Raw genomic sequence first — 23,217 nt, forward strand, 5'->3', positions numbered from 1 at the left:
TGGGCGTGGAGATCGAGCGCGGATGTCGCTAACTCAGATTTACCTGGGCCTTGGCAGCAATATCGAGCGCGAAACCCATTTGCAGGCGGGCCTGGAAGCCTTGGCAGGTTTCCTGGTGGATATACGCTGTTCGGCGGTGTTCGAAAGCCAGCCGGTGGGGATCAAAAGCGGGCCATTCTTCAATCTGGTGGTCTCGGCCTACACCGACCTGCCGCTGATGGAGCTGGATCGCCGGTTGAAATTCATCGAGGCCGACAACGGCCGTTATGCGCCGGACCGCAAGGGTTTGCCGCTGGATATCGACGTACTGCTGTACGGCGAGCTGGTGGGAAATTTTGATGGCTTGATCCTGCCGCGGGCAGAGATCCTGAAAAACGCCTTTGTGCTGTGGCCGTTGTCGCTGATTGCGCCGGACAGAGTGCATCCGGGCGTAGGCAAGAGCTTTGCTGCGTTGTGGCGCGATGCGCAGATTGATCAGGTGTTGGCGCCGGTGGCTTTCGAGTGGCGCGGTGAGCAGCTGACGCCTTCGAATTTGTTGTGAGGCGGATGACGCGTTCGGGGGCAAGCCTCGCTCCTACAAGTTTTGCGTCGTTCGCCCCATCGCAAACGACCTGGACCTTGTAGGAGCGAGGCTTGCCCGCGAAGCTTTTCAGGCAGACGCCGCCTCTTTGTAGGCCTTCAGCGCTTTGAGTCGCTCACGCTTGATAGCCTCACCCAGCTCCGGCCCCTTGAATCCCTTCTCCAGCAACGGCTGTACCGCCACGCTCCGTGCCGCGGTCGCCGCCCCGCGTAAATAATCCGCCTGGGGATAACTTCTCTGCTCCAGCCCTTTGCGGCCACGGGCGTCCATCTCGCATGCTGCAATGAACTCTTCAAACCGCTGCGGCCGACGATAAACGTCAAAACTCTGCAGCAATTCCAGCAATGTCGACGCTTTCAGCTCCAGCGCGCGATGGCCGTGGGTGTGATATTGGCCGACAAGCAGGGCCAATTCCTGACAATCCTTCGGCACCTTGAAGCGTTCGTTGACCGCTTTGATCAGCTTCAGGCCCGTGTGCTCATGGGCAATATGGCGTGGCCATTCTTCCTCGGGTGTCAGCCCTTTGCCCAGATCATGCAGCAGGCATGCCCAGCGCACGGTCAGCGGTTGTTTATGCAGCGCCGCTTGCTCAAGCACGCTCAGGGTGTGCACGCCCGTGTCGATCTCAGGGTGATGGGCTTCCGGTTGTGGCACGCCGAACAGCGCATCGACTTCCGGCATCAACACCTTGAGCGCACCACACTCACGAAGCACTTCAATGAAGACTTGCGGCTGATCTTCCATCAGCGCACGGGAAATCTCTTTCCAGCTGCGTTCCGCCGTCAAAGCCTCCAGTTCACCTGATTCGCTGAGTTGGCGCATCAGCTCCACTGTTTCAGGCGCGACGGTGAAACCCAGTCCGGAGTAACGGGCTGCGAAGCGGGCAACGCGCAGAACCCGGAGCGGATCTTCGGCGAACGCGGGGGAAACGTGACGAAGCACTCGAGCTTCGAGATCGCGCTGGCCGTGATAAGGGTCGGTCAGATTCTGCTGATCGTCTTCGGCCATGGCGTTGATTGTCAGGTCGCGACGGATCAGGTCTTCTTCGAGGGTGACTTCGGGGCTGGCGTGAAAGGTGAAGCCGCCGTAACCCCGTCCGCTTTTGCGTTCGGTACGGGCGAGGGCGTATTCCTCACCGCTCTTGGGGTGAAGAAATACCGGGAAGTCAGCGCCCACCGGNTTGTAGCCCTTGGCGAGCATTTCTTCAGTGGTTGCGCCGACCACGACCCAGTCGATATCGGTGACAGGCTTGCCCAGCAGGCGATCGCGTACCGCACCGCCGACTTTATAAATCCGCATAAAAAACCTCCGTTAGCTCGACAGAATAACCTTTGCGTCGAACTTCCGGAGGCAGAAACAGTGTCAAAGATGAATGACGGCCAAGTCCAGCCGGCCGTAATCCCCCTCGCTGTGCTCGCTTCTGGGCGGGACATGGTGAACTTTCATGACCTGGTCGCCTTGCAGCGTTTCCAGGTGAATGTCGAAGCCCCATAACCGATGCAGGTGCTTGAGCACCTCCTCGGTGGATTCGCCCAAGGGTTTGCGGTCGTGCTGCTGATGACGCAGGGTCAGCGAGCGGTCACCGCGCCGGTCGATGCTGTAGATCTGAATATTGGGCTCGCGATTACCGAGGTTGTACTGCGCGGCCAGGGTTTCGCGAATGGTGCGGTAGCCGCCTTCATCGTGAATGGCCGGGACCAGCAGATCGTCCTTTTGGTCGTCATCGAGNATGCTGAACAACTTCAGGTCGCGAATCACCTGGGGTGACAGGTACTGCAGGATGAAGCTCTCATCCTTGAAGCTGCTCATGGCGAACTTGATGGTCGACAGCCAATCGCTGCCGGCGATTTCAGGGAACCAGCGGTAATCCTCTTCTGTCGGATGTTCACACATGCGGCGGATGTCCCGGTACATGGCAAAACCCAAGGTGTAGGGGTTGATGCCGTTGTAGTAGGGGCTGTCGAAGCCGGGCTGGTAGACCACGCTGGTGTGGGACGTTAGAAACTCCATCATGAAGCCGTCGGTGACGAGACCTTCGTCGTACAGGTCATTCATCAAGGTGTAGTGCCAGAACGTGGCCCAACCTTCGTTCATCACCTGGGTCTGGCGCTGTGGATAAAAGTACTGGGCGATCTTGCGCACGATGCGCACGATTTCCCGCTGCCACGGCTCCAGCAGTGGCGCGTGTTTTTCCAGGAAATAGAGGATGTTTTCCTGAGGTTCGGCAGGGAAGCGCGCATTGTCCTTGTCGCTGTACTTGTCCGCGCCTTTTGGAATGGTCCGCCACAGATCGTTGATCTGCTTCTGCAAATGCTCTTCCCGATCTTTTTGCCGACGGCGCTCTTCTTCAGCCGAGATCGGATANGGACGTTTGTAGCGATCTACCCCATAGTTCATCAGGGCGTGGCAGGAATCGAGCAAGTCCTCCACCGCGTCGATGCCATGACGCTCCTCGCACTGCATGATGTACTGCTTGGCGAACACCAGATAATCGATGATCGAGCTGGCATCGGTCCAGGTGCGGAACAGGTAATTGCCTTTGAAGAAACTGTTGTGCCCGTAGCATGCATGGGCCACCACCAACGCCTGCATGCAGATGGTGTTTTCCTCCATCAGATAGGCGATGCATGGGTCGGAGTTGATGACGATCTCGTAGGCCAGGCCCATCTGGCCGCGGGTGTAGGACTTTTCGGTGCTGAGGAAGTGCTTGCCATAGGACCAGTGGTGATAGCCCAAGGGCATGCCGACTGACGCATACGCATCCATCATCTGTTCGGCGGTGATGACTTCGATCTGGTTAGGGTAAGTGTCCAGGGCATAACCCGCCGCGATACGGCTGATTTCCCGGTCATAGGCCTGGATCAGTTCAAAGGTCCACTCGGACCCGGTGGAAATGGGTTGGCGCTTATGCGCTTTGGCCGTCATGTCACTAACCTGCGCTGGAAGAGTTCACGGAAGACCGGGTAGATATCGCCGGCCGAGACCAGTTGCTGCTGGGCGAAGGTATCGGCAAAGGCTTCGCCGATGCGCTCGTATTCGAACCACAGGGCCTGGTGCTCACGGGGGGTAATTTCGACGTACGTGTAGTACTGCACAAACGGCATGATCTGGTTGATCAGGATGTCGCGGCAGATGGGCGAATCATCATTCCAGTTGTCGCCGTCGGAAGCCTGGGCGGCGTAGATATTCCACTCNTTGCTCGGATAACGCTCGGCCATGATCTCCTGCATCAGCTTCAAGGCGCTGGACACGATGGTGCCGCCGGTTTCCCGCGAGTAAAAGAACTCTTCNTCGTCCACTTCCCGGGCGCTGGTGTGGTGGCGGATGAACACCACGTCGATCTTGTCGTAGTTCCGCTTCAGAAACAGGTACAGCAGGATGAAGAAGCGCTTGGCGATGTCCTTGGTGGCCTGGGTCATGGAGCCGGACACGTCCATCAGGCAGAACATGACCGCCTTGGAGCTGGGGTTGGGTTGCTTCACCAGCAGGTTGTATTTCAGGTCAAAGGTATCGAGAAACGGCACGCGGTGAATGCGCGCGCTGAGTTTTTCGATTTCGGCCTCGATTTCCTGAATATCACCGAAGTTATCCGGCTCATCCCGCTTGAGTCGCAGCAGTTCCTCCTTGGCTTCCCGTAACTTTGCCCGGCTGCTGCCAGACAGGGCGATTCGCCGGGCATGGGCCGAGCGCAGGGTGCGGATGATGTTGATCCGGGACGGATTGCCCTCGTTGCTTATCCCGGCGCGCACGGTCTTGAACGTATCGGTGCCGGTCAGGTTGCGTTTGACCAGGTTGGGCAGCTCCAGGTCCTCGAACATGAATTCGAGGAATTCTTCCTGGGTAATCTGGAACACGAACTCATCCATGCCTTCGCCCGAATTACCAGCCTTGCCCGGGCCTCTGCCACCACCACCGCCTGGCGGACGGGCAATATGTTCGCCGGTGGTGAACTCCTTGTTGCCGGGGTGCACGACGGTCTGCTTGCCGCCCCGGCCATGGTGCAGCACCGGTTCGTCGATGTCCCGTCCGGGAATGCTGATCTGTTCGCCGTGTTCCATATCGGTAATGGAACGCCGACTGACCGCCTCTTCGACGGCCTTCTTGATGTGATCACGATAACGCCGCAGGAAACGCTGGCGGTTTACCGTGCTCTTGTTCTTGCCATTAAGGCGTCGGTCGATCACATAGCTCATAGGCCCCTCCGGGGAGCTTCAAGTCGTAAGCTACAAGCTGCAAGAGGAGTGTGCGCCCAATATGACGGCTCACTCGCCTTTATCTTGCAGCTTGTCGCTAGAAGCTTGTCGCTATTTCACTGCGATTTGCGAACCCGCAGATACCACTCGGAGAGCAGCCGTACCTGTTTGTCGGTGTAGCCACGCTCAACCATTCGTGTAACGAAGTCGTTGTGTTTTTGCTGGTCCTCCTTGCTGGCCTTGGCGTTGAAGCTGATGACCGGCAGCAGATCCTCGGTGTTGGAGAACATTTTCTTCTCGATAACCACCCGCAGCTTCTCGTAGCTGAGCCAGGTAGGGTTCTTGCCGTTGTTGTTGGCCCGGGCGCGCAGCACGAAGTTGACGATTTCGTTGCGGAAATCCTTCGGATTGCTGATGCCGGCTGGTTTCTCGATCTTTTCCAGCTCCTCGTTGAGGGCTACGCGGTTGAGGATTTCGCCGGTTTCCGGGTCGCGGTATTCCTGGTCCTGAATCCAGAAGTCTGCGTACAGCACGTAGCGGTCGAAAATGTTCTGGCCGTACTCGCTGTAGGACTCCAGGTACGCGGTCTGGATCTCCTTGCCGATGAATTCGATATAACGCGGTGCCAGGTACTCCTTGAGGAAGCGCAGATAGCGTTCGCGGGTCTCGGCCTGGAATTGTTCCTGTTCGATCTGCTGTTCCAGTACATAGAGCAGGTGCACCGGGTTGGCGGCGATTTCGTGTGGATCAAAGTTGAAAACCTTGGACAGGATCTTGAACGCAAACCGGGTGGANAGACCGTTCATGCCNTCATCCACGCCGGCGTTGTCGCGATATTCCTGGATCGACTTGGCCTTGGGATCGGTATCTTTGAGATTCTCGCCGTCATACACGCGCATCTTGGAATAGATGTTGGAGTTTTCCGGCTCCTTGAGGCGTGAGAGCACGGTGAACTGGGCAAGCATTTTCAGGGTGTCGGGCGCGCAGTGAGCCTTGGCCAGAGAACTGTTGAACAGCAGCTTGTCGTAAATCTTGATCTCGTCGCTGACCCGCAGGCAGTACGGCACCTTGACGATGTAGATCCGGTCGATGAAGGCTTCGTTGTTCTTGTTGTTGCGGAAGGTATGCCATTCCGATTCGTTGGAGTGGGCCAGCAGGATCCCGGTGAACGGAATCGCGCCCAGACCTTCGGTACTGTTGTAGTTGCCTTCCTGGGTTGCGGTCAGGAGTGGGTGCAGCACCTTGATCGGCGCCTTGAACATCTCCACGAACTCCATCAGGCCCTGGTTGGCCCGGCACAGTGCGCCCGAATAGCTGTAGGCGTCGGCGTCGTTCTGTGGGTATTCCTCCAGTTTGCGGATATCGACCTTGCCCACCAGCGCCGAGATGTCCTGGTTGTTTTCATCGCCCGGTTCGGTTTTGGCCACCGCGATCTGGTTGAGGATCGACGGGTAGAGTTTCACCACGCGGAACTGGCTGATATCACCGCCAAATTCGGCCAGGCGCTTGGTGGCCCAGGGCGACATGATGGTATTGAGGTAGCGGCGCGGAATGCCGAAGTCCTCTTCGAGGATCGCGCCATCTTCCGTGGCGTTGAACAGGCCCAGTGGCGACTCGAATACCGGTGAGCCCTTGATCGCGTAGAAGGGCACCTTCTCGATCAGTTGTTTGAGTTTTTCAGCCAGGGACGACTTGCCGCCGCCGACGGGGCCGAGCAGGTAAAGGATCTGTTTCTTCTCTTCCAGGCCTTGGGCGGCATGGCGGAAGTAGGAGACGATCTGGTCGATGCATTCTTCCATACCATGGAAGTCTTCAAAGGCCGGATAGCGGCGGATCACCTTGTTGGAGAAGATCCGCGACAGCCTCGAGTTGGCCGAGGTGTCGAGAAGCTCCGGTTCACCGATGGCCAGTAACAGACGCTCGGCGGCGAAGGCGTAGGCGCTGCGGTCGCTTTTGCACAGCTCCAGATACTCTTGCAGCGNGAGCTCTTCCTGCTGTGTGGACGCGAAGCGTTGTTGGAAGTGGCTAAAGATACTCATGACGTCACCTCGCTCGATACGTGGAGCCGACGCCGGATCATTCAGTCGATGCTGGCAGCAACCGGATATGCAGTCGCTGTTTACCCCCCAGAACTCTTTCGAAGCTGACTGCCCCGAAAGCTACTCCCGATGACCCGCGCGCCGGTGTACCGGCTCTCCCCTGTTTTGGATGGCCTGCGCTTAAGGATAGTTGCTAATTCGGGAGGTAAAGGCGAGATACGTAATTATGTGTGGCAGACCGTTCGTCTGCCACCGTGCGAGCCCGCGGTGGCCGGGGCTTGCACGTTACAAAAAAATTATTCGGAGGTCCCTTGCGCTGTTTCCGCAGGATAAGTCGTNCGCCACAGCTCAAAGCCACCGTCCAGGCTATAGACATCGGAGAAGCCCTGGCTGATCAGGTAGGCGGCCGCGCTCTGGCTGGAATTTCCGTGGTAGCAGACCACTACCGTAGGCGCATCAAGGTCGGCGGCACGGATGAAGTCCGAGATGGAAACGTTGTCGAGATGCTTCGAGCCGGCGATGTGCAGCGCGGCATAGGTTTGAGGGTCACGAACATCGACCACCACTGCGCCTTGTTCGCGCAGGGCCTGTGCCTGTTCTGGTGGGATGCGTTTGAATTCGCTCATGGCGGGCTCCTGTGGCTCGGCTGAAAGCGCAGTCTAGCGCTGGGCGCTGGCTGACGTTTGTTCGGGAATGATGGGGGCGACTGGCGGTAGTGTGTGGCCATGTTCGTCGCATTTGCACAGCAGGCGTTCACCGGTGTCTACGTTCATCAGGGTCATGGAGCCACCCCAGACACACCCGGTGTCGAGCGCGAAGACGTCTGGCTCGTCACACCGGCCTTCGAGCGCCGCCCAATGGCCGAAGATGATCTTCACGCCCTTGGTCTTGCGCTCTTTGTGCTTGAACCACGGCGCATAGCCCGGCGGTGCGGTGTCGATGCCTTCCTTGCCCTTGAGGTCGAGTTTGCCCTCGCTGGTACAAAAACGCATGCGGGTGAAATAGTTGGTGATCACGCGCAGGCGGGTTACGCCTTTGAGGTCGCTGTCCCATTTCACCGGATCGTTGCCGTACATGCCGTCAAGGTAGGCCGGGAAGCGGTTGTCGTCGCGCAGGGCTTCTTCAACTTCGGCGGCGCATTTCAAGGCTTTGCGCAGCGACCACTGGGGCGGGATGCCTGCATGGACAAGGGCAATGTTGCGCTGTTCGTCGTAGTGCATGAGCTTTTGTCGACGCAGCCAATCCAGCAGTTGCGCGCGATCCGGTGCTTCAAGGATTTCGCGCAGGGTGTCGCTCTTTTTCAGGCGTTCGATGTTATTGCCGGCCGCCAGCAAGTGCAGATCATGGTTGCCCAGTACNCACACCAGCGATTCGCGAATGCTGTAGAGGAAACGCAAAGTTGCCAGCGACTGCGGGCCGCGGTTGACCAGATCGCCCACTAGCCACAGACGATCCTTTTCAGGGTCGAAAGCGACTTGTTCGAGCAGGCATTGCAGCGGCTCAAGGCAGCCTTGAAGGTCGCCGACCGCGTACGTCGCCATCAGTGCAGGGCTCCAGGCACGGCGAGGCGGAAGGGCGCGATGATGGCGTCGAACAGTTTGCCGTCGGTGGCTTTCATCTGATACGAGCCCTGCATGGTGCCGACTTTGGAGGTCATGACCGTGCCGCTGCTGTAGGTGTGGTTTTCACCGGACTGGATCAGTGGCTGCAAGCCCACGACACCCGCGCCTTTGACCTCTTCGACATGCCCGTCGCCATCGGTGATGACCCAGTGCCGTGACAGCAACTTGGCCGGTAACTCGCCGTTGTTCTTCACCGTGATGGTGTAGGCAAAGGCGAAACGGTTATGTTCGGGTTGAGATTGGTCCGCGAGGAAGCGGGTGACGACGCTGACGTCGACCTGATAACGAGGATCGGACATGCAAGAGGCCTTAAAAGCGAAGCGGGACGCGGGGCGTAGCTGATGGAACTCAGTCTAGGCCAAGTATCGGGTAGTAAACCAGACATGGGCGCTGGTGTCCTACCCGATAACGCTCGTCGGTTGTCAGTCGACGGCGGGGGTGGGCAGGACTTGTTCGCTGAGCTTGTCGGCCAGGCGCACGAACGCGGCAAGGTCAAGCTGCTCCGGACGAAGGCTGCCATCGACGCCGGCGGCTTCGATCTCAGCGTTGCTCAGCAGCGCCTTGAGCGTGTTGCGCAGGGTCTTGCGGCGCTGGTTGAACGCTTCGCGCACCACCCGCTCCAGTAGCTTGTGGTCCTTGGCCGGGTGCGGCAGTACGGCGTGAGGCACCAGGCGCACGATGGCCGAGTCGACCTTCGGCGGCGGATTAAACGCGCCGGGGCCAACATTGAACAGGTGTTCCACACGGCAATGGTATTGAACCATGATCGACAGACGGCCCCAATCACCACCACCAGGCCCCGCCGCCAAGCGCTCAACCACTTCTTTTTGCAGCATGAAGTGCATGTCGCGAATGATCCCGGCGTTGTTCAGCANGTGAAAAATCAGCGGCGTNGAGATGTTGTACGGCAGGTTGCCGACGACCCGAAGGCTGCCCGGCGCTGCGTTNAGGCTGTTGAAGTCGAACTTCAGCGCGTCGCCCTGGTGCAGGTTGAAGTTGGACTTGCCTGCGAACTGCTGGTTGAGGATCGGGATCAGGTCCTTGTCCAGTTCAACCACGTCCAGTTGACCGCCACTGGCCAGCAGGCCTTGGGTCAGTGCGCCCTGGCCCGGGCCGATTTCCAGCAGGCGGTCTTCAGGTTTGGCATGGATGGAGCGCAGGATGCGGTCGATCACGCCGGCGTCGTGCAGGAAGTTCTGCCCGAAGCGCTTGCGCGCCCGGTGTTGGTAATGCTCGGTCATATACGGGTCTCGGCCATCTGATAGGCGGTTTCCAGGGCGACTTGCAGGCTGCCGGTGTCGATTTTGCCGCTGCCGGCCAGATCCAGGGCGGTGCCGTGGTCGACCGATGTGCGGATGATCGGCAAGCCCAGGGTCACGTTGACTGCCGCGCCGAAGCCTTTGTATTTCAGCACGGGCAGCCCCTGGTCATGGTACATCGCCAGCACTGCGTCGCAGTGCTCCAGATATTTGGGGGTAAACAGAGTGTCCGCAGGCAGTGGGCCACGCAGGTCCATGCCTTCTTGGCGCAGACGCTCTAATGTCGGTTCAATGATGTCGATTTCTTCATGGCCCAAATGGCCGCCTTCACCGGCGTGCGGGTTAAGCCCGCAGACCAGGATGCGTGGCTGGGCGATGCCGAACTTTTGTTGCAAGTCCGTGTGCAGAATGCGTGTGACCCGTTCCAGCCGCTCCGGCGTGATTGCATCGGCAATCTCCCGCAGGGGCAGGTGAGTGGTCACCAGCGCCACGCGCAAGCCACGGGTGGCAAGCATCATCACCACTTGCGCAGTGTGGGTCAGGTCCGCGAGAAATTCGGTGTGCCCCGAGAAGGCAATCCCGGATTCGTTGATGACGCCCTTGTGCACAGGGGCGGTGATCATGCCCGCGAAGTCGCCGTCGATACAGCCTTGGCCGGCACGGGTCAGGGTTTCCAGNACAAACGCCGCATTGGCCTTGTCCAGTTTTCCGGCGGTGACCGGTGCGTTGAGCGGGGTATCCCAGACATACAGGCTGTTGGCGGGTGCCGGAACATCCGGCCAGCTGTCTGGCATTACCGGGAGCAGATCGACAACCACGCCCAGCTGCGCGGCCCGCTCAAGGAGCAGGTCGCGGCTGGTTATGGCAATCAGGGGGTGTGGCTGGGGTTGCGAGGCAAGCAGCAGGCACAGGTCGGGACCTATGCCGGCCGGTTCGCCGGGTGTCAGCGCGAAACGCTTGGGTTTCACTGCGCTGCCTGGTCTGCACCAGGAAGTTTGATCTCTACGTAAGCTTCGTCACGGATCTGACGCAGCCAGGTTTGCAGCTCTTCGTCGTATTTGCGGTTACGCAATACGCTCAGGGCTTGTTGCTCGCGGGCCTGGGTAGTGCTGTCGGTGGCGCGGCGGCCAAGGACTTCCAGGACGTGCCAGCCGTATTGAGTCTGGAACGGCTTGGACAGCTGACCTTGNGGGGTCTTGGCCATAACGTCCTGGAACTCCGGCACCAGCGCTTTCGGGTCGATCCAGTTCAGGTCGCCACCGTTGAGGGCGGAACCCGGGTCTTCCGAGAAGCTTTTCGCCAGTTCGCCGAAATCTTCACCCGCTTCGATTCGGGTATAGAGCGATTCGGCCAGGGCCTTGGTTTTTGCTTCGTCGCGAATCGGGCTAGGTTTGACCAGGATATGACGCACGTGCACTTCGTCACGCGTCTGGGTTTCACCGCCACGCTTGTCGAGGATCTTCAGGATGATGAAGCCGCCCGGCGTGCGCATAGGCTGGGTAATGTCGCCCACCGTCATGGTACTCAGCATGCGATCGAACGGAGGTGGCAATTGAGCGGCTTTACGCCAGCCCATATCGCCGCCTTCCAGTGCGGTTTCGCTGGCGGATTTGGCGATTGCCAACTGACCGAAGTCAGCGCCTTGCTTGAGTTGCTGGTAAACCGCGTCCGCTTGCTTGGCAGCACTCTGAATCGCATCGGAGTTGGCGCTTTCCGGTGTAGGAATCAGGATGTTGGCCAGACGGAATTCTTCGGACAATTGCATCTTGCCGAGGTCGGAAGCGAGGAAATTCTTCACTTCCTGTTCAGACACCTGGATACGCTCGGCCACACGGCGCTGACGCACACGGCTGATGATCATTTCACGCTTGATCTGGTCACGGGCGTCCTCGTAAGAGAGGCCATCGCGACTCAGGGCAGCNCGGAACTGATCAATCGACATGTTATTGCGCTGAGCGATGGTGCCTACTGCCTGGTTCAGTTCTTCATCCGAAATACGGATGCCGGAACGATCGCCGATCTGCAGTTGCAGGTTTTCGACGATCAGGCGCTCCAGCACCTGTGGATCGAGCACGCTGGCCGGTGGTACGCCNCNACCGCGCTTGGCGATGGTTTGCTGAACTTCCTTGACCCGTTGGTCGAGTTGGCTCTGCATGATCACGTCGTTATCGACAATGGCCACAACTTTGTCCAGCTGTTGAACCGCAGCGTNCGCCGCNGCNCCCAGGAACAGCGCGCCCAGCACCAGCGGGCGCACGCAATCAGAAAGCTTGGTCTTCACGTTCACGATAACCTTCAATGCCTTTGTCGAGGAAGCTCTCTACCTTGGCGCCGGTCAGGCCGCCGAGACCTTTCAGAACGATTTGTAGGAAGANGCCGTGGTCACCCTTTTCGTTCAGCGGGGCTTCTTGACTGAATTCGTCGTTGGAAACCCAGTAACGGTTGATCACACGCAGTTTCCAGCAGCAGTTGTCGTATTCGAAACCACCGAAGGCTTCCAGGGTGCGGTTGCGGGCATAGTCATACTGCCAGCGGGTGATCAGGTTCCACTGGGGAATGATCGGCCACATCATCGAGAAGTCGTGTTGCTGGATTTTGTAGTAATCCTTCACGAAGCCTGGAGTCCCCGGGGTGCCATAGTCACCGCCGCCGACGGACCATTTACCGGTGGTCTGGTCGTAACGGACCTGGTCATTGCGATAGCGATAACCGAGGTTAACAACCTTGTTCGGGTTGTCTTCCGGCTGGTAGTGGAACATTGCGCTGCCGGAACGTGGGNTGCGGCTGTCCGGGTCCCAGTTGTAGTCGGCCGTGGTGCGCCAATCGCGGTTCCAGCGGTACTCGTATTCCAGCGCATAGGGTGAAACGTTGGAATGAGCGTCTTCGCGGGTTTTTGCATCGATACCCGGCAACTGGACTTCGCGGTCCTTGAAGTACAAGGCTTGGCCTACACTTATCCGTTGACGTTCGAAACCGTCGTCTTCGATCCAGCGGTTGGTCACGCCCAGCGACAGCTTGTTCTCATCGCCGACACGGTCAGAGCCCGAGAACCGGTTGTCACGGAACAGCGAGGAGTAGCTGAACGTGTTTTCGCTGGTGTCGAACACCGGAATGTCTTTCTGGTCCGTCTCTGGGACGTAGAGATAGAACATGCGCGGTTCAAGGGTCTGGCGATAGTTTTCGCCGAACCATTGGGTATTGCGGTCGAAATACAGACCACTGTCAATACTTGCGATTGGAACGCCACGGCTCTGGTTGCTGCCGAATTGACCGTTGATGTTTTCGGTCCCGGTTGCAGCTGCGGCTTGATTTTGAGCCACGATCTGGTTTTTGCCGATACTGTCCAGATCAAGTTGGTACTGGGTGTACTGGTACTTGAGCGATGGCTTCAGGAAACCATAAGTCCAGTCCAGTGGCAGGCTGACGGTTGGCTCTACGTTCAGACGATTGCCGGTAGCCCGGGCCAAGNNNNCGCCAATTGGCGCGAGCCAGACCTTGAACGTTAGTGTCCAGACGGTCTTCCACATTGCCGTCTTCATCGGTGAAGGTGCCGTTTTTCAGGTCACGATCAAAGCGCACCAATTCGGTTTGGTAAGAGAAATCCAGGCCGCCCGGATGTACCGGCAGCGCACCGTCAAAGGTGATCTGCGGCAAACGATCATACGGCGTGATATTTGAAACGGTCGCCAGCTGGTAAGCCTGGGCGTTCAAGCGTGCGGTGTAGCTGTCGCCACGATAGGTGACAGAACCCTGCTGGTTAACGAAATCAGCGCTTTTCACACCAATCTGGTCAGTCTGCAGATCCTGGAAATAATACGGATCACTGATCTTGGTGTAATCGACCTGTGTGAGAACACGCGAATCCAGACCACCCTTGTGCTGCCAGTTATACATGTAGCGGTTTTTCTGGTAGTCGGTCTGCTTGCTGCGATCGGTGTCNTCGTCGTTCAGGTACGCGCCGCCAAACTGACCTTCGCTGGTCTTGGTGAGGTAGCGGAATTCGCCTTCCATCATCAAGCCGCGTTTGGTCATGTAACGCGGATACAACGTGGCATCGTAATTCGGCGCCAGGTTGAAGTAGTACGGTGTCACCAGCATGAAGCCGGTATCGCTGCCCGTGCCGATAGTCGGCGGCAGGAAGCCGGATTGACGACGGTCGTCGATCGGGAAATAGATGTACGGGGTGTACAGGATCGGGATGTTCTTGATCCGCAACGTCGCGTTGGTCGCCGTACCGAAACCGGTGGCCGGGTTCAACGTGATGTTGTTGCCCTTGATCTGCCAGGCGTTGCTGTCCGGTTCGCACGTGGTGTACGTACCATCCTTGAGGCGGATGATCGCGTTTTCGGCACGTTTGGCGTACAGCGCGTTACCGCGGATGCGCGACTTGTGCATCACGTATTCGGCGTTATCGACCTTGGCTTCACCCGTGTCGAGCTGGACCTCTGCGTGGTCGCCCACGATCAGGGCACCGTTGTCGCGCAGACGAACGTTGCCGTTCAACTCGCCACGGTTCTCGGCCTGATACAGGCTGGCTTCCTGAGCCTCCAGCTGCATGCTGCCCTGGCGCATGACGACGTCACCGGCCAGGGTCGCGACTTGCTGTTCCTGCTTATAGCGAGAGGCCTTGGCGCCGATAAAGGTCGGGGCGTCACTTTTATTCGTCTTGTCATTCATGCCAGGACGAATCGGTTCGATATAGGAACCAGAGCAGTAAGGACCGGTCTCTGCCAGTTGCGCTGCCGTGAGGTTCTCGCGCGGAACCCAGTCGAGGTGACTGTAGTCTGCACTACGCGACTTCAGGCCGCGGCCTTTGGACTCGGTAACCAGCACAGGCTTGGCGCCAGTGTCTTCACTGGTGCCACTTTCGGACGCAGGTTCGCCGGTGGCGGAAACTGCGCTGCCGTCATGGACGGGACGCGGAGGCAATGCCGCCGCTGGCGCTTTTGGCGCGCAATCCCAGGCACCCGAAGCAGAGACTGAGCAGTCATACTGTTCCGCGGCGACCACGAATGAGGTGGCGAAAGGTTGCATGGCCAGCAGACTGCCGGTTACCAGCAACGGAAATTTTCTACGAAACGCGGGGGATTTCAATGCCATCTTATTAGTCCGGGCTTCCTGCGTGCCATCTGCCCGCGGTTTGGGCCGCACGCCTCTCGATGGTCTGAAAAAGATGCGTGATAATAAAGCATGACCCGCTTGACGGCTAGCGCCGTCGGAGACCCTTGTAATGCCCGAGCAAGATCTACGTTTACAACAGCTGAAAGTATGGCTGGATGAGCAGTTGCCGATCCTTTTCAACGCTCAGGATTGGGGTGTCGTACCACCGGCCACATTGACCGCGGCCAGCAGCGACGCGAGTTTCAGGCGTTACTTCCGTTGGGAGGGTGGCGGTCGAACGTTCGTCGTCATGGACGCGCCGCCCCCCCAGGAAAACTGCAAACCTTTCGTCGATATCGCTGATTTGCTCGCGAAATCGGGAATTAATGTGCCAAAAATTTATGCAGAAGATTTGCCTCGCGGCTTTCTTTTGCTCAATGACCTGGGCAGAAAAACTTATCTGGACGTGATCGACAGCGAAAATGCCGACGATTTGTTCGAGGATGCCCTGCAAGCATTGTTGGCTTTCCAGCAATTGCCAATGGTCGCGCCGTTGCCGAGTTATGACGTGGCCTTGCTGCGCCGCGAGCTGGAACTGTTCCCCGAGTGGTACGTGAAACGCGAGCTGGGCATCGAGTTCGACTCCGCACAGCAAATGCTCTGGCAGAACGTGACTGAGCTGCTGATCGACAGCGCCCTGGCCCAGCCCAAAGTGCTGGTGCATCGCGACTATATGCCACGCAACCTGATGATCAGCGTGCCGAACCCTGGCGTGCTGGATTTCCAGGACGCGGTCTACGGCCCGGTGACCTACGACATCACCTGCCTGTTCAAGGACGCCTTCCTCAGTTGGCCCGAGGAGCGTGTGCACGCCTGGCTGGAAAATTACTGGCAGCAAGCGGGTGCGCTCGGCATTCCCGTGCAGCCTGATTTCGAAGATTTCCTGCGGGCCAGCGACCTGATGGGCGTGCAGCGTCACCTGAAAGTGATTGGTATTTTCGCCCGTATCTGCCATCGCGACGGCAAGCCGCGCTACCTGGCCGATGTGCCGCGTTTCTTTGCTTATATAGACGCGGTGATCGCCCGCCGTCCTGAGCTGGCTGAGTTGGATGTGTTGCTGCTGAGCCTGCGTGCTGGAGCTCCTGCATGAAGGCGATGATTCTGGCCGCGGGCAAAGGCGAGCGCATGCGCCCGCTGACCCTGACCACACCCAAACCGCTGGTTCGTGCCGGCGGCGTGCCTCTGATCGAATACCACTTGAAAGCCCTGGCAATCGCCGGGTTTACCGAGATCGTGATCAACCACGCCTGGCTCGGTCAGCAGATCGAAAACTACTTGGGGGACGGCTCGCAATACGGCCTGCGTATTCAATACTCACCGGAAGGGGAGCCACTGGAGACCGGCGGCGGTATCTTCCGCGCGTTGCCTCTGCTGGGCGATGACGCATTCCTGGTGGTCAATGGTGACATCTGGACTGACTACGACTTCAGCGTGCTGCATCAACCCATCGCCGGGTTGGCGCACCTGGTGCTGGCGGATAATCCGGCCCATCACCCGACCGGCGATTTCACTCTGGTCGACGGGCAAGTGCGCGACGGTCAGCCCGACGCCGACACCCTGACCTACAGCGGCATTGCCGTGCTGCATCCGCAACTGTTCGACGGTTGCTCGGCCGGCGCCTTCAAGCTGGCACCGTTGCTGCGCAAGGCCATGGCCGATGGACAGGTCACCGGCGAGCGCCTGAGCGGACACTGGGTGGATGTCGGCACGCACGAACGCCTGGCTGAAGTTGAAACCCTGATAGAAGCGAGACGCTGAGATGCTGTGGCCAGGGACTCTGATTGGAGCCGGAGCGGGCTTTGCCATAGCCAGCATTCCGGGGGCCATGCTCGGTGCTTTGCTGGGACAGGCGCTGGATCGACGTTTGCACCTGCAAAGCTGGGGGCATTTGCGTGAAAAGCTCGGCGGTCGTCCGATGCTGCGCAACGATGAACTGTTGTTCGTGTTGCTGGGGCGGTTGGCCAAGAGCGATGGACGCGTGGTGGATGGCCACATCCAGCAGGCTCGTCAGGAAATGCGTGCGCTGGAAATGACCGAACCGGCGCAGCGTCGTGCCATTGCCGCGTTCAATCGCGGCAAGTCGGGCCGTGACCGGTTGCGAGGGTATCTGCGGCGCTTGAGTGCTCAGCCCCACGCCGCAGAAGGCGTATTGCGCGCCTGTTGGCGTATGGTTTGGGCCGATGGGCGTGCCGGTAACAATGAACGCGAATTGCTGGCCCAGTGGGGCAAGTGGCTGGGCTGGACGCCGCAACAAGTACTGGCGCTGGCGGCCGACTACGATCAGCACAAGCGACCGCAGGTCAGCAGCACCCTGACTTATCAGGAGGCCTTACAGCTGTTGGGGGTGTCGGCGACCAGCGAGCCGGCGCAAATCAAGCGTGCCTATCGACGCCTGCTCAGTCGCCATCACCCGGACAAGATTGCCGGCAGCGGTGCGACGGCGTTGCAGGTGCGTGAGGCGACTGACAAGACCCGCGAACTGCACACGGCCTACACGTTGATTCGTGAGCGGCGGGATTTTCGCTAGCAGGCAAGAAATGAGTCGTCAGTGATTCCGTCTTCGCGGGCAAGCCCGCTCCCACAGGTTTATGTCGATAGCAATATTGCGTACGACTCGAATCCTGTGGGAGCGTGGCTTGCCGCGAATGGGGCGACGCGGTCTATCAGTCCGCCGCCTTCTGCGGATTCAACCACCCGCGCACCCGGCGCACCAGCTGCTCTTGCTCAGCCTTGGCATCACCAGGCAACGCTTTGAGCGACACCTGGCTGAACGCCGAAGACTTCAATCGCTTGCTGGCCTGCATCCGAGCCAGCGCTGCGCTGCGGTCCAGCGGCTTATCCATATAGAAGATGTCTGCCGTCGGCAGCTTCAGTGTCGGCGTCAGTTCGACCAGCTCGGGTTTCGCCGCGGCTGGCGACTGTGCCGCGACCATCACAAACTTTTCCACTTGCGACGGCTGCTTCTCGCTCAAATAACGTGCGGCCCAGTAAGCGCCGGTGCCATGACCCAGCACGACAATGCTGCGAGCGCTTTGCTGTTCGGCATAGGCAATGGCCGCATCAATGCGCGCAAAAATGCGTTCGGCGTCGGCCTTGGCCTGCTCCTCGGTGGTTTCGGCGATGGCCTTGTCGGCAACTTCCGCTTCACCACCGGCCGCTTGCTCGATGGGGGCTGCCGTGGTCGAGTCCTTGCTGCCGGTTTCCGGCGCCTTGAGCGTTGGCGGCATTTCCACGACGCGTGGTGCAATGGCGTCGCTTTGCAGGTCGGGCAAGGTGATACTCAGGCTGCTCCACTGCGCGTCGGGCAATTTGTTACGCAACGGACCGATTGCTTGCGGCCAGTCAACGGTTTCACCGGCGCCCGGGATGATAATCACCGCACCTTTGGGCTCGGCGGTGTTGGCCGGTTTCCACAGCGCAAGAAAGGTGTCGGCGCCGGCTTGCAGTTGTTGCTGTTCCTGCGCAGGGATTTTTCGCTCAAGTGCCGTCGCTTCTTCCTGACTACGCTCAAGCAGTGGCTGGCGTTCGACCGGTTTTTCTTCTGCGGATTTTTCCGCAGCGGCAGGTGCCGGGTCGGCGGCCTCGACGGAAAAGGCGCAAGGCAGGATCAGCGACAGGCACAATGCTGGCAGTGCCAGGCGGTAGACAGGGGGCATCGTTAATTCCCGGCCAGAAGTCATTCCAGCAGCCTAATGGGTTGGTCAGTATTTGTCAGTGATGTGAGACGTGGATCATGGGTTTTCGCTGCCTGTGGGTTATCGGCTGTTTGTGGTTTCCCTTGATGAGTTGGGCGGCTTCCGCGCCACCGACGCACGTCGCGCCCTTGTCGCCCCAGCAACAACAGTGGCTGGCAGCGCACGGCGAATTGCGTGTCGGGCTGGTGTTGCAGGCGCCTTACGCGCAATACGATCGCCGCTTGCAGCGCCTGTCGGGGGTCAACGTCGAGTTGATGAAATGGCTGGCCAAAGCGCTCAAGGTCGAGCTGAGCTGGCGTAATTTCCCCGACCTTGCGCAACTGGAAGCCGCCGCGCGCGAGGGTGAAATCGACATCGCTCCCGGGCTGACCCAAACCCCCGCCGGCCTGCGGTTCTGGCAATTCTCCGACCCCTACATGCGGGTGCCGCAACTGGTGGTCAGTGACCAGAAAAGCACAGGTGCCGTGGAGCTGGAAAAACTCGACAGCCAAACCCGCGTCGCTGTGCGCATGCCCAGTGCGACGGCTGACTATCTGCGCGGCAACTATCCCCATCTGAACCTGCAAGGCGTACCGATCGAGCGCCAGGCATTGCAGTTATTGCTGAGTCAGCAGGCCGGTTATGCCGTGGTCGATGAAGCGCAATTGGGGCGGCTGTCCGTAGAACCTGAATTCGCCGGGCTGGTCGTGGTAGGTGACATCGGTTTGCCGCAATTGCTGCGAGTGGCCACACGACGGGACCAGCCGGAACTGGCCGGCATTGTCGAAAGTGCACTGCGGGCGATCCCGGCCAAGGACCTGGAGCAACTGCACAACCAATGGCTGCAACCCAAGTACCCGCGTCTGACCGAATCCCGGGGATTCTGGCAAAACCTCTGCCTGCTGATGGCGGTATTGATGCTGAGCAGCATGGCCATCGTGTTCTGGCAGCGCCGCCAACAACACAGCCTGGAGCAGCGACTATTGGCGGCGCGCGAGGACATTGCCCTGCGCGAGGCCAGTGAAGAAGCGTTGCGCCTGACCCAGTTTTCCATCGATCAGAGCACCGTCGGCATTCTCTGGGTCAACTGGGACAGCCACGTGCGCTACGCCAACCGCGCGGCTGAAACCATGCTCGGGTATCCGGCCGGTGCAATCATTGATCGGCCGTTGATCGACTTCGAGCCGGGTCTGCACATGGACCGCTGGCTGAACCTGTGGAAGCGCGCCCGGGCCAGTGAAGAAGGGCCGCAAAGTTTCGAGACCAACTGTGTTCGAGCGGATGGCAGCATCCTGCCGACCGATGTTTCATTGAGCTTTCTGCGCTTTCGCGAGGGCGAATACCTGGTGGTCTACCTCAACGACGTCACCGAACGTCGGCGCGCCCTGGCGGCGTTGCAGGAAAGTGAAGCGCGGTTGCAGGGGATTGCCGCCAACGTTCCGGGACTGGTCTTTCGCCTGGAGCGAGCACCGGTGACAGGGCAGATCGACTTTGCCTACATCAGCGAAGGCAGCGAGAGCCTGTCGGGTTATTCGCCGGCAACTCTGGCCCATCGCGACAAAGGCCTGCGCAGCCTGGTGCACCCGGACGACAAGGCCAGCTATCACCAGACTCAGGACCATGCGCTGGACACCGACAGCGACTGGTCATGGCAGGGGCGGATTCTCACCCGTTCGGGTGAGCAGCGCTGGGCCGAGATCAAGGCCATCACCCGCCGGCTCGAAGACGGCGCCTATGTCTGGGACGGAATTGTCTGGGACATCAGCGAGAGCAAGCGCATCGAGCTGGAGCTGGCCAGTTCCCGCGAGCAACTGCGTGAGCTGTCCGCTCACCTGGAGAGCGTGCGGGAAGAGGAAAAAGCGCGCATTGCCCGGGAAGTTCACGATGAGTTGGGTCAGATGCTCACCGTGCTGAAGCTGGAAACCTCCATGTGCGAATTGGCCTACGCCCAGCTGGACCCGGGCTTGAACGAGCGCCTGAACAGCATGAAGCGCTTGATCGCCCAGCTGTTCCAACTGGTGCGCGACGTCGCGACGGCGCTGCGACCGCCGATTCTCGATGCCGGGATCGCCTCGGCGATCGAGTGGCAGGCCCGGCGTTTCGAGGCGCGCACGCAGATTCCGTGTCTGGTGCAGGTGCCGGAGAACCTGCCGGTGCTCAGCGATGCCAAGGCCATTGGGCTGTTCCGAATCCTTCAGGAAGCGCTGACCAATGTCATGCGCCATGCCCAGGCGCATACTGTCGAACTGACGTTGGCGCTGGAAGGCGACGAGTTGTGTCTGACGGTCAGCGATGATGGCGTAGGATTTATTCCCGCTACCGGCAGGGCGACCTCCTTCGGGGTGGTCGGCATGCGTGAGCGGGTGTTGATCATGGGCGGCCAGTTGTCGCTTGAGAGTGAGCCGGGGGAGGGCACGACGTTGAGTGTGCGGGTACCGGTGGATGAAGCCTGAATTTTTGTGGTGTCTGTACTGACGCTATCGCGAGCAAGCTCGCTCCCACAGGGGACTGTGTCAGTGCAGAAATCTTTGGCATTCCCCCAATCACTGTGGGAGCGGGCTTGCCCGCGATAGATCTTGGCTCTTACATAAAAAGAATGGAGAAGACTGTGATCCGTGTACTGGTAGCCGAAGACCACACCATCGTCCGTGAAGGCATCAAGCAATTGATCGGCCTGGCCAAAGACCTGCAAGTGGTGGGGGAGGCGAGCAATGGCGAGCAGTTGCTCGAAACCCTGCGGCACGTGCCCTGCGAAGTGGTGTTGCTGGACATCTCCATGCCCGGCGTCAATGGCCTGGAAGCGATTCCAAGAATTCGTGCGTTGAACAATCCGCCGGCCATCCTGGTGTTGTCGATGCACGACGAAGCGCAAATGGCTGCNCGAGCCTTGAAAGTCGGTGCGGCGGGGTATGCGACCAAGGACAGCGACCCGGCCCTGCTGCTGACGGCAATCCGCAAAGTCGCGGCAGGCGGTCGCTACATTGACCCGGACCTGGCGGACCGCATGGTCTTCGAAGTCGGCCTGACCGATTCGCGGCCGTTGCACTCGTTGCTCTCGGAGCGTGAATTCTCGGTGTTTGAACGGCTGGCCCAAGGCGCCAACGTCAACGACATCGCCCAGCAACTGGCACTGAGCAGCAAAACCATCAGCACCCACAAGGCGCGCCTGATGCAAAAGCTCAACATCACCTCACTGGCGGAACTAGTGAAATACGCGATGGAACACAAACTCCTCTAAAGAACACCGCTGTCCCTGTGGGAGTTCGTCGTCATATCCATTTGCGACGATGGAACACAAACTCCTCTAAAGAACACCGCTGTCCCTGTGGGAGTTCGTCGTCATATCCATTTGCGACATCCTGAAAACCCGCTTTTGCCCATTTTTGCGGCTCGTAGCTGCAAATCACCGTTGCACCTGTCCATCCCCGCCATCCTTGTAGGGCAATCCCTACCCCCAACCTTCCATCCCGCTGAGGCGATTCTCTCCTGCGCCCCGATTTGCGTGGTCAGCAGCGTCCACTAGGCTTAGCCCACAGCAGTCATCAACAAAAAAGGTGTGGGTATGAGCCAGGTCGATTCAAACGCAGGGGCCAGTGACATTCTGGTCAGCTTTCGTGGCGTGCAGAAAAGCTACGACGGCGAGAACCTGATCGTCAAAGACCTCAACCTGGAGATTCGCAAGGGCGAGTTCCTCACCTTGCTCGGGCCATCCGGCTCGGGCAAGACCACCAGCCTGATGATGCTCGCCGGTTTCGAGACGCCGACCGCCGGTGAAATCCTGCTGGCCGGGCGCGCGATCAACAACGTGCCGCCGCACAAACGCGACATCGGCATGGTGTTCCAGAACTATGCGTTGTTCCCGCACATGACCGTCGCCGAAAACCTGGCGTTCCCGTTGTCGGTGCGCGGCTTGAGCAAGACCGATGTCAGCGAACGGGTCAAACGTGTGTTGAGCATGGTCCAGCTCGACGCCTTCGCCCAGCGTTACCCGGCGCAACTTTCCGGCGGCCAGCAGCAGCGCGTGGCCCTGGCTCGGGCGCTGGTGTTCGAACCGCAGCTGGTGCTGATGGACGAACCCCTCGGCGCACTCGACAAACAATTGCGCGAACACATGCAGATGGAGATCAAGCACCTGCACCAGCGTCTCGGTGTGACGGTGGTGTACGTGACCCACGACCAGGGCGAAGCCTTGACCATGTCCGACCGCGTGGCGGTGTTCCACCAAGGCGAGATCCAGCAGATCGCCGCGCCGCGCACCTTGTACGAAGAACCTAAAAACACCTTCGTCGCCAACTTCATCGGTGAGAACAACCGCCTCAACGGGCGTCTGCACAGCCAGACCGGCGACCGTTGCATCGTCGAACTCGGTCGCGGTGAAAAGGTTGAAGCGCTGGCGGTCAATGTCGGCAAGACCGGCGAACCCGTCACGCTGTCGATTCGACCGGAGCGCGTGAGCCTCAATGGCTCCAGCGAATCCTGCGTNAACCGCTTCTCCGGACGGGTGGTGGAATTTATCTACCTGGGCGACCACGTGCGCGTGCGCCTGGAAGTCTGCGGCAAGGCCGATTTTTTTGTGAAACAACCGATTGCCGAGCTGGACCCGGCCCTGGCGGTCGGCGACGTGGTACCGATTGGCTGGCAAGTCGAGCACGTTCGCGCACTCGACCCACTTCTAGAGGCGAATTAATCG

The 23,217-nt window shown here is 59.4% G+C and carries 18 protein-coding genes and 1 pseudogene; 7 read left to right on the forward strand and 12 right to left on the reverse strand.

All coding sequences use genetic code 11. The features are described from left to right. Positions 1–22 precede the first annotated feature (22 nt). Entirely contained in the window at positions 23–541 is a 519-nt protein-coding gene (gene folK, locus B7L09_RS20165) for a 2-amino-4-hydroxy-6-hydroxymethyldihydropteridine diphosphokinase (RefSeq protein WP_094470341.1), read from the forward strand. Between the two features lie 108 nt (positions 542–649). Here the strand turns inward: folK and B7L09_RS20170 are convergent, their stop codons facing one another. The 11 genes and pseudogenes from B7L09_RS20170 to B7L09_RS20220 all read right to left on the reverse strand — a co-directional run bounded on the left by B7L09_RS20170 (position 650) and on the right by B7L09_RS20220 (position 14,793). Then, positions 650–1,879, reverse strand: coding sequence for a multifunctional CCA addition/repair protein (locus B7L09_RS20170; RefSeq protein ID WP_094470342.1), 1,230 nt, complete (start codon positions 1,877–1,879; stop codon positions 650–652). Positions 1,880–1,942: 63 nt separating this feature from the next. Next, a complete protein-coding gene (locus tag B7L09_RS20175) occupies positions 1,943–3,505 on the reverse strand; it encodes a SpoVR family protein (RefSeq protein ID WP_094470343.1) in 1,563 nt (520 codons plus the stop codon). Then, the gene (locus B7L09_RS20180; protein ID WP_094470344.1) at positions 3,502–4,773 is read right to left on the reverse strand and encodes a YeaH/YhbH family protein; all 1,272 of its coding nucleotides are present in this window, start codon (positions 4,771–4,773) and stop codon (positions 3,502–3,504) included. The genes B7L09_RS20175 and B7L09_RS20180 overlap by 4 nt, the downstream gene beginning before the upstream one ends. Positions 4,774–4,889: 116 nt before the next feature. Continuing rightward, entirely contained in the window at positions 4,890–6,812 is a 1,923-nt protein-coding gene (locus B7L09_RS20185; RefSeq protein ID WP_094470345.1) for a PrkA family serine protein kinase, read from the reverse strand. Positions 6,813–7,108: 296 nt separating this feature from the next. Continuing rightward, positions 7,109–7,438, reverse strand: a complete 330-nt coding sequence (gene glpE, locus B7L09_RS20190) for a thiosulfate sulfurtransferase GlpE (RefSeq protein ID WP_094470346.1) — start codon at positions 7,436–7,438, stop codon at positions 7,109–7,111. Positions 7,439–7,471: 33 nt separating this feature from the next. Beyond that, on the reverse strand, positions 7,472–8,353 hold the full coding sequence (locus B7L09_RS20195) for a symmetrical bis(5'-nucleosyl)-tetraphosphatase (protein WP_094470347.1): 882 nt from the start codon (positions 8,351–8,353) through the stop codon (positions 7,472–7,474). Further along, positions 8,353–8,733 carry a Co2+/Mg2+ efflux facilitator ApaG/CorD gene (gene apaG, locus B7L09_RS20200; protein WP_094470348.1) on the reverse strand — a complete coding sequence of 127 codons (381 nt, stop codon included), beginning with the start codon at positions 8,731–8,733 and terminating at the stop codon, positions 8,353–8,355. Before apaG ends, B7L09_RS20195 begins: the two co-directional genes overlap by 1 nt. Positions 8,734–8,856: 123 nt before the next feature. Continuing rightward, a complete protein-coding gene (rsmA, locus tag B7L09_RS20205) occupies positions 8,857–9,675 on the reverse strand; it encodes a 16S rRNA (adenine(1518)-N(6)/adenine(1519)-N(6))-dimethyltransferase RsmA (protein WP_094470349.1) in 819 nt (272 codons plus the stop codon). After that, positions 9,672–10,661, reverse strand: a complete 990-nt coding sequence (gene pdxA, locus B7L09_RS20210) for a 4-hydroxythreonine-4-phosphate dehydrogenase PdxA (RefSeq protein ID WP_094470350.1) — start codon at positions 10,659–10,661, stop codon at positions 9,672–9,674. The genes rsmA and pdxA overlap by 4 nt, the downstream gene beginning before the upstream one ends. Further along, entirely contained in the window at positions 10,658–11,974 is a 1,317-nt protein-coding gene (surA, locus tag B7L09_RS20215) for a peptidylprolyl isomerase SurA (RefSeq protein ID WP_094470363.1), read from the reverse strand. Before surA ends, pdxA begins: the two co-directional genes overlap by 4 nt. Next, positions 11,955–14,793 (reverse strand): annotated as a pseudogene (locus tag B7L09_RS20220) (LPS-assembly protein LptD). The gene surA and the pseudogene B7L09_RS20220 overlap by 20 nt, the downstream one beginning before the upstream one ends. A 130-nt stretch (positions 14,794–14,923) precedes the next feature. On the opposite strand from B7L09_RS20220, the gene B7L09_RS20225 reads away from it, so the two are divergent. Genes B7L09_RS20225 through B7L09_RS20235 form a run of 3 tightly spaced genes read left to right on the forward strand, consistent with a single transcriptional unit; the run spans position 14,924 to position 17,380 of the window. Further along, entirely contained in the window at positions 14,924–15,943 is a 1,020-nt protein-coding gene (locus tag B7L09_RS20225; protein ID WP_094470351.1) for an aminoglycoside phosphotransferase family protein, read from the forward strand. Beyond that, positions 15,940–16,611 (forward strand): N-acetylmuramate alpha-1-phosphate uridylyltransferase MurU, encoded by a 672-nt coding sequence (murU, locus tag B7L09_RS20230; RefSeq protein WP_094470352.1) that lies wholly within the window; start codon positions 15,940–15,942, stop codon positions 16,609–16,611. Before B7L09_RS20225 ends, murU begins: the two co-directional genes overlap by 4 nt. 1 nt (position 16,612) lies before the next feature. Further along, positions 16,613–17,380, forward strand: coding sequence for a TerB family tellurite resistance protein (locus tag B7L09_RS20235; RefSeq protein WP_094470353.1), 768 nt, complete (start codon positions 16,613–16,615; stop codon positions 17,378–17,380). Between the two features lie 136 nt (positions 17,381–17,516). Here the strand turns inward: B7L09_RS20235 and B7L09_RS20240 are convergent, their stop codons facing one another. Further along, positions 17,517–18,509, reverse strand: coding sequence for an alpha/beta hydrolase family protein (locus tag B7L09_RS20240; RefSeq protein WP_094470354.1), 993 nt, complete (start codon positions 18,507–18,509; stop codon positions 17,517–17,519). A 74-nt stretch (positions 18,510–18,583) separates the two neighbouring features. Between B7L09_RS20240 and B7L09_RS20245 the strand changes: the two genes are divergently transcribed. The 3 genes from B7L09_RS20245 to B7L09_RS20255 all read left to right on the forward strand — a co-directional run bounded on the left by B7L09_RS20245 (position 18,584) and on the right by B7L09_RS20255 (position 23,214). Next, positions 18,584–20,980: a PAS domain-containing sensor histidine kinase gene (locus tag B7L09_RS20245; RefSeq protein ID WP_094470355.1), complete on the forward strand. Its 2,397-nt coding sequence runs from the start codon at positions 18,584–18,586 to the stop codon at positions 20,978–20,980. 143 nt (positions 20,981–21,123) lie between these two features. After that, the gene (locus B7L09_RS20250; RefSeq protein WP_176457740.1) at positions 21,124–21,765 is read left to right on the forward strand and encodes a response regulator; all 642 of its coding nucleotides are present in this window, start codon (positions 21,124–21,126) and stop codon (positions 21,763–21,765) included. 324 nt (positions 21,766–22,089) lie between these two features. Continuing rightward, positions 22,090–23,214, forward strand: a complete 1,125-nt coding sequence (locus B7L09_RS20255; RefSeq protein WP_094470357.1) for an ABC transporter ATP-binding protein — start codon at positions 22,090–22,092, stop codon at positions 23,212–23,214. Positions 23,215–23,217 lie beyond the last annotated feature (3 nt).

Source organism: Pseudomonas mandelii (assembly GCF_002251635.1).
GTDB classification, from domain to species: Bacteria; Pseudomonadota; Gammaproteobacteria; order Pseudomonadales; family Pseudomonadaceae; genus Aquipseudomonas; species Aquipseudomonas mandelii_B.

What these genes read in the sequence shown, in the direction of transcription:
- folK (WP_094470341.1), top strand. Translation starts at nt 23, where the DNA reads ATGTCGCTAACTCAGATTTACCTGGGCCTTGGCAGCAATATCGAGCGC.
- apaG (WP_094470348.1), bottom strand. Translation starts at nt 8,733, where the DNA reads ATGTCCGATCCTCGTTATCAGGTCGACGTCAGCGTCGTCACCCGCTTC.
- B7L09_RS20225 (WP_094470351.1), top strand. Translation starts at nt 14,924, where the DNA reads ATGCCCGAGCAAGATCTACGTTTACAACAGCTGAAAGTATGGCTGGAT.
- murU (WP_094470352.1), top strand. Translation starts at nt 15,940, where the DNA reads ATGAAGGCGATGATTCTGGCCGCGGGCAAAGGCGAGCGCATGCGCCCG.
- B7L09_RS20235 (WP_094470353.1), top strand. Translation starts at nt 16,613, where the DNA reads ATGCTGTGGCCAGGGACTCTGATTGGAGCCGGAGCGGGCTTTGCCATA.
- B7L09_RS20240 (WP_094470354.1), bottom strand. Translation starts at nt 18,509, where the DNA reads ATGCCCCCTGTCTACCGCCTGGCACTGCCAGCATTGTGCCTGTCGCTG.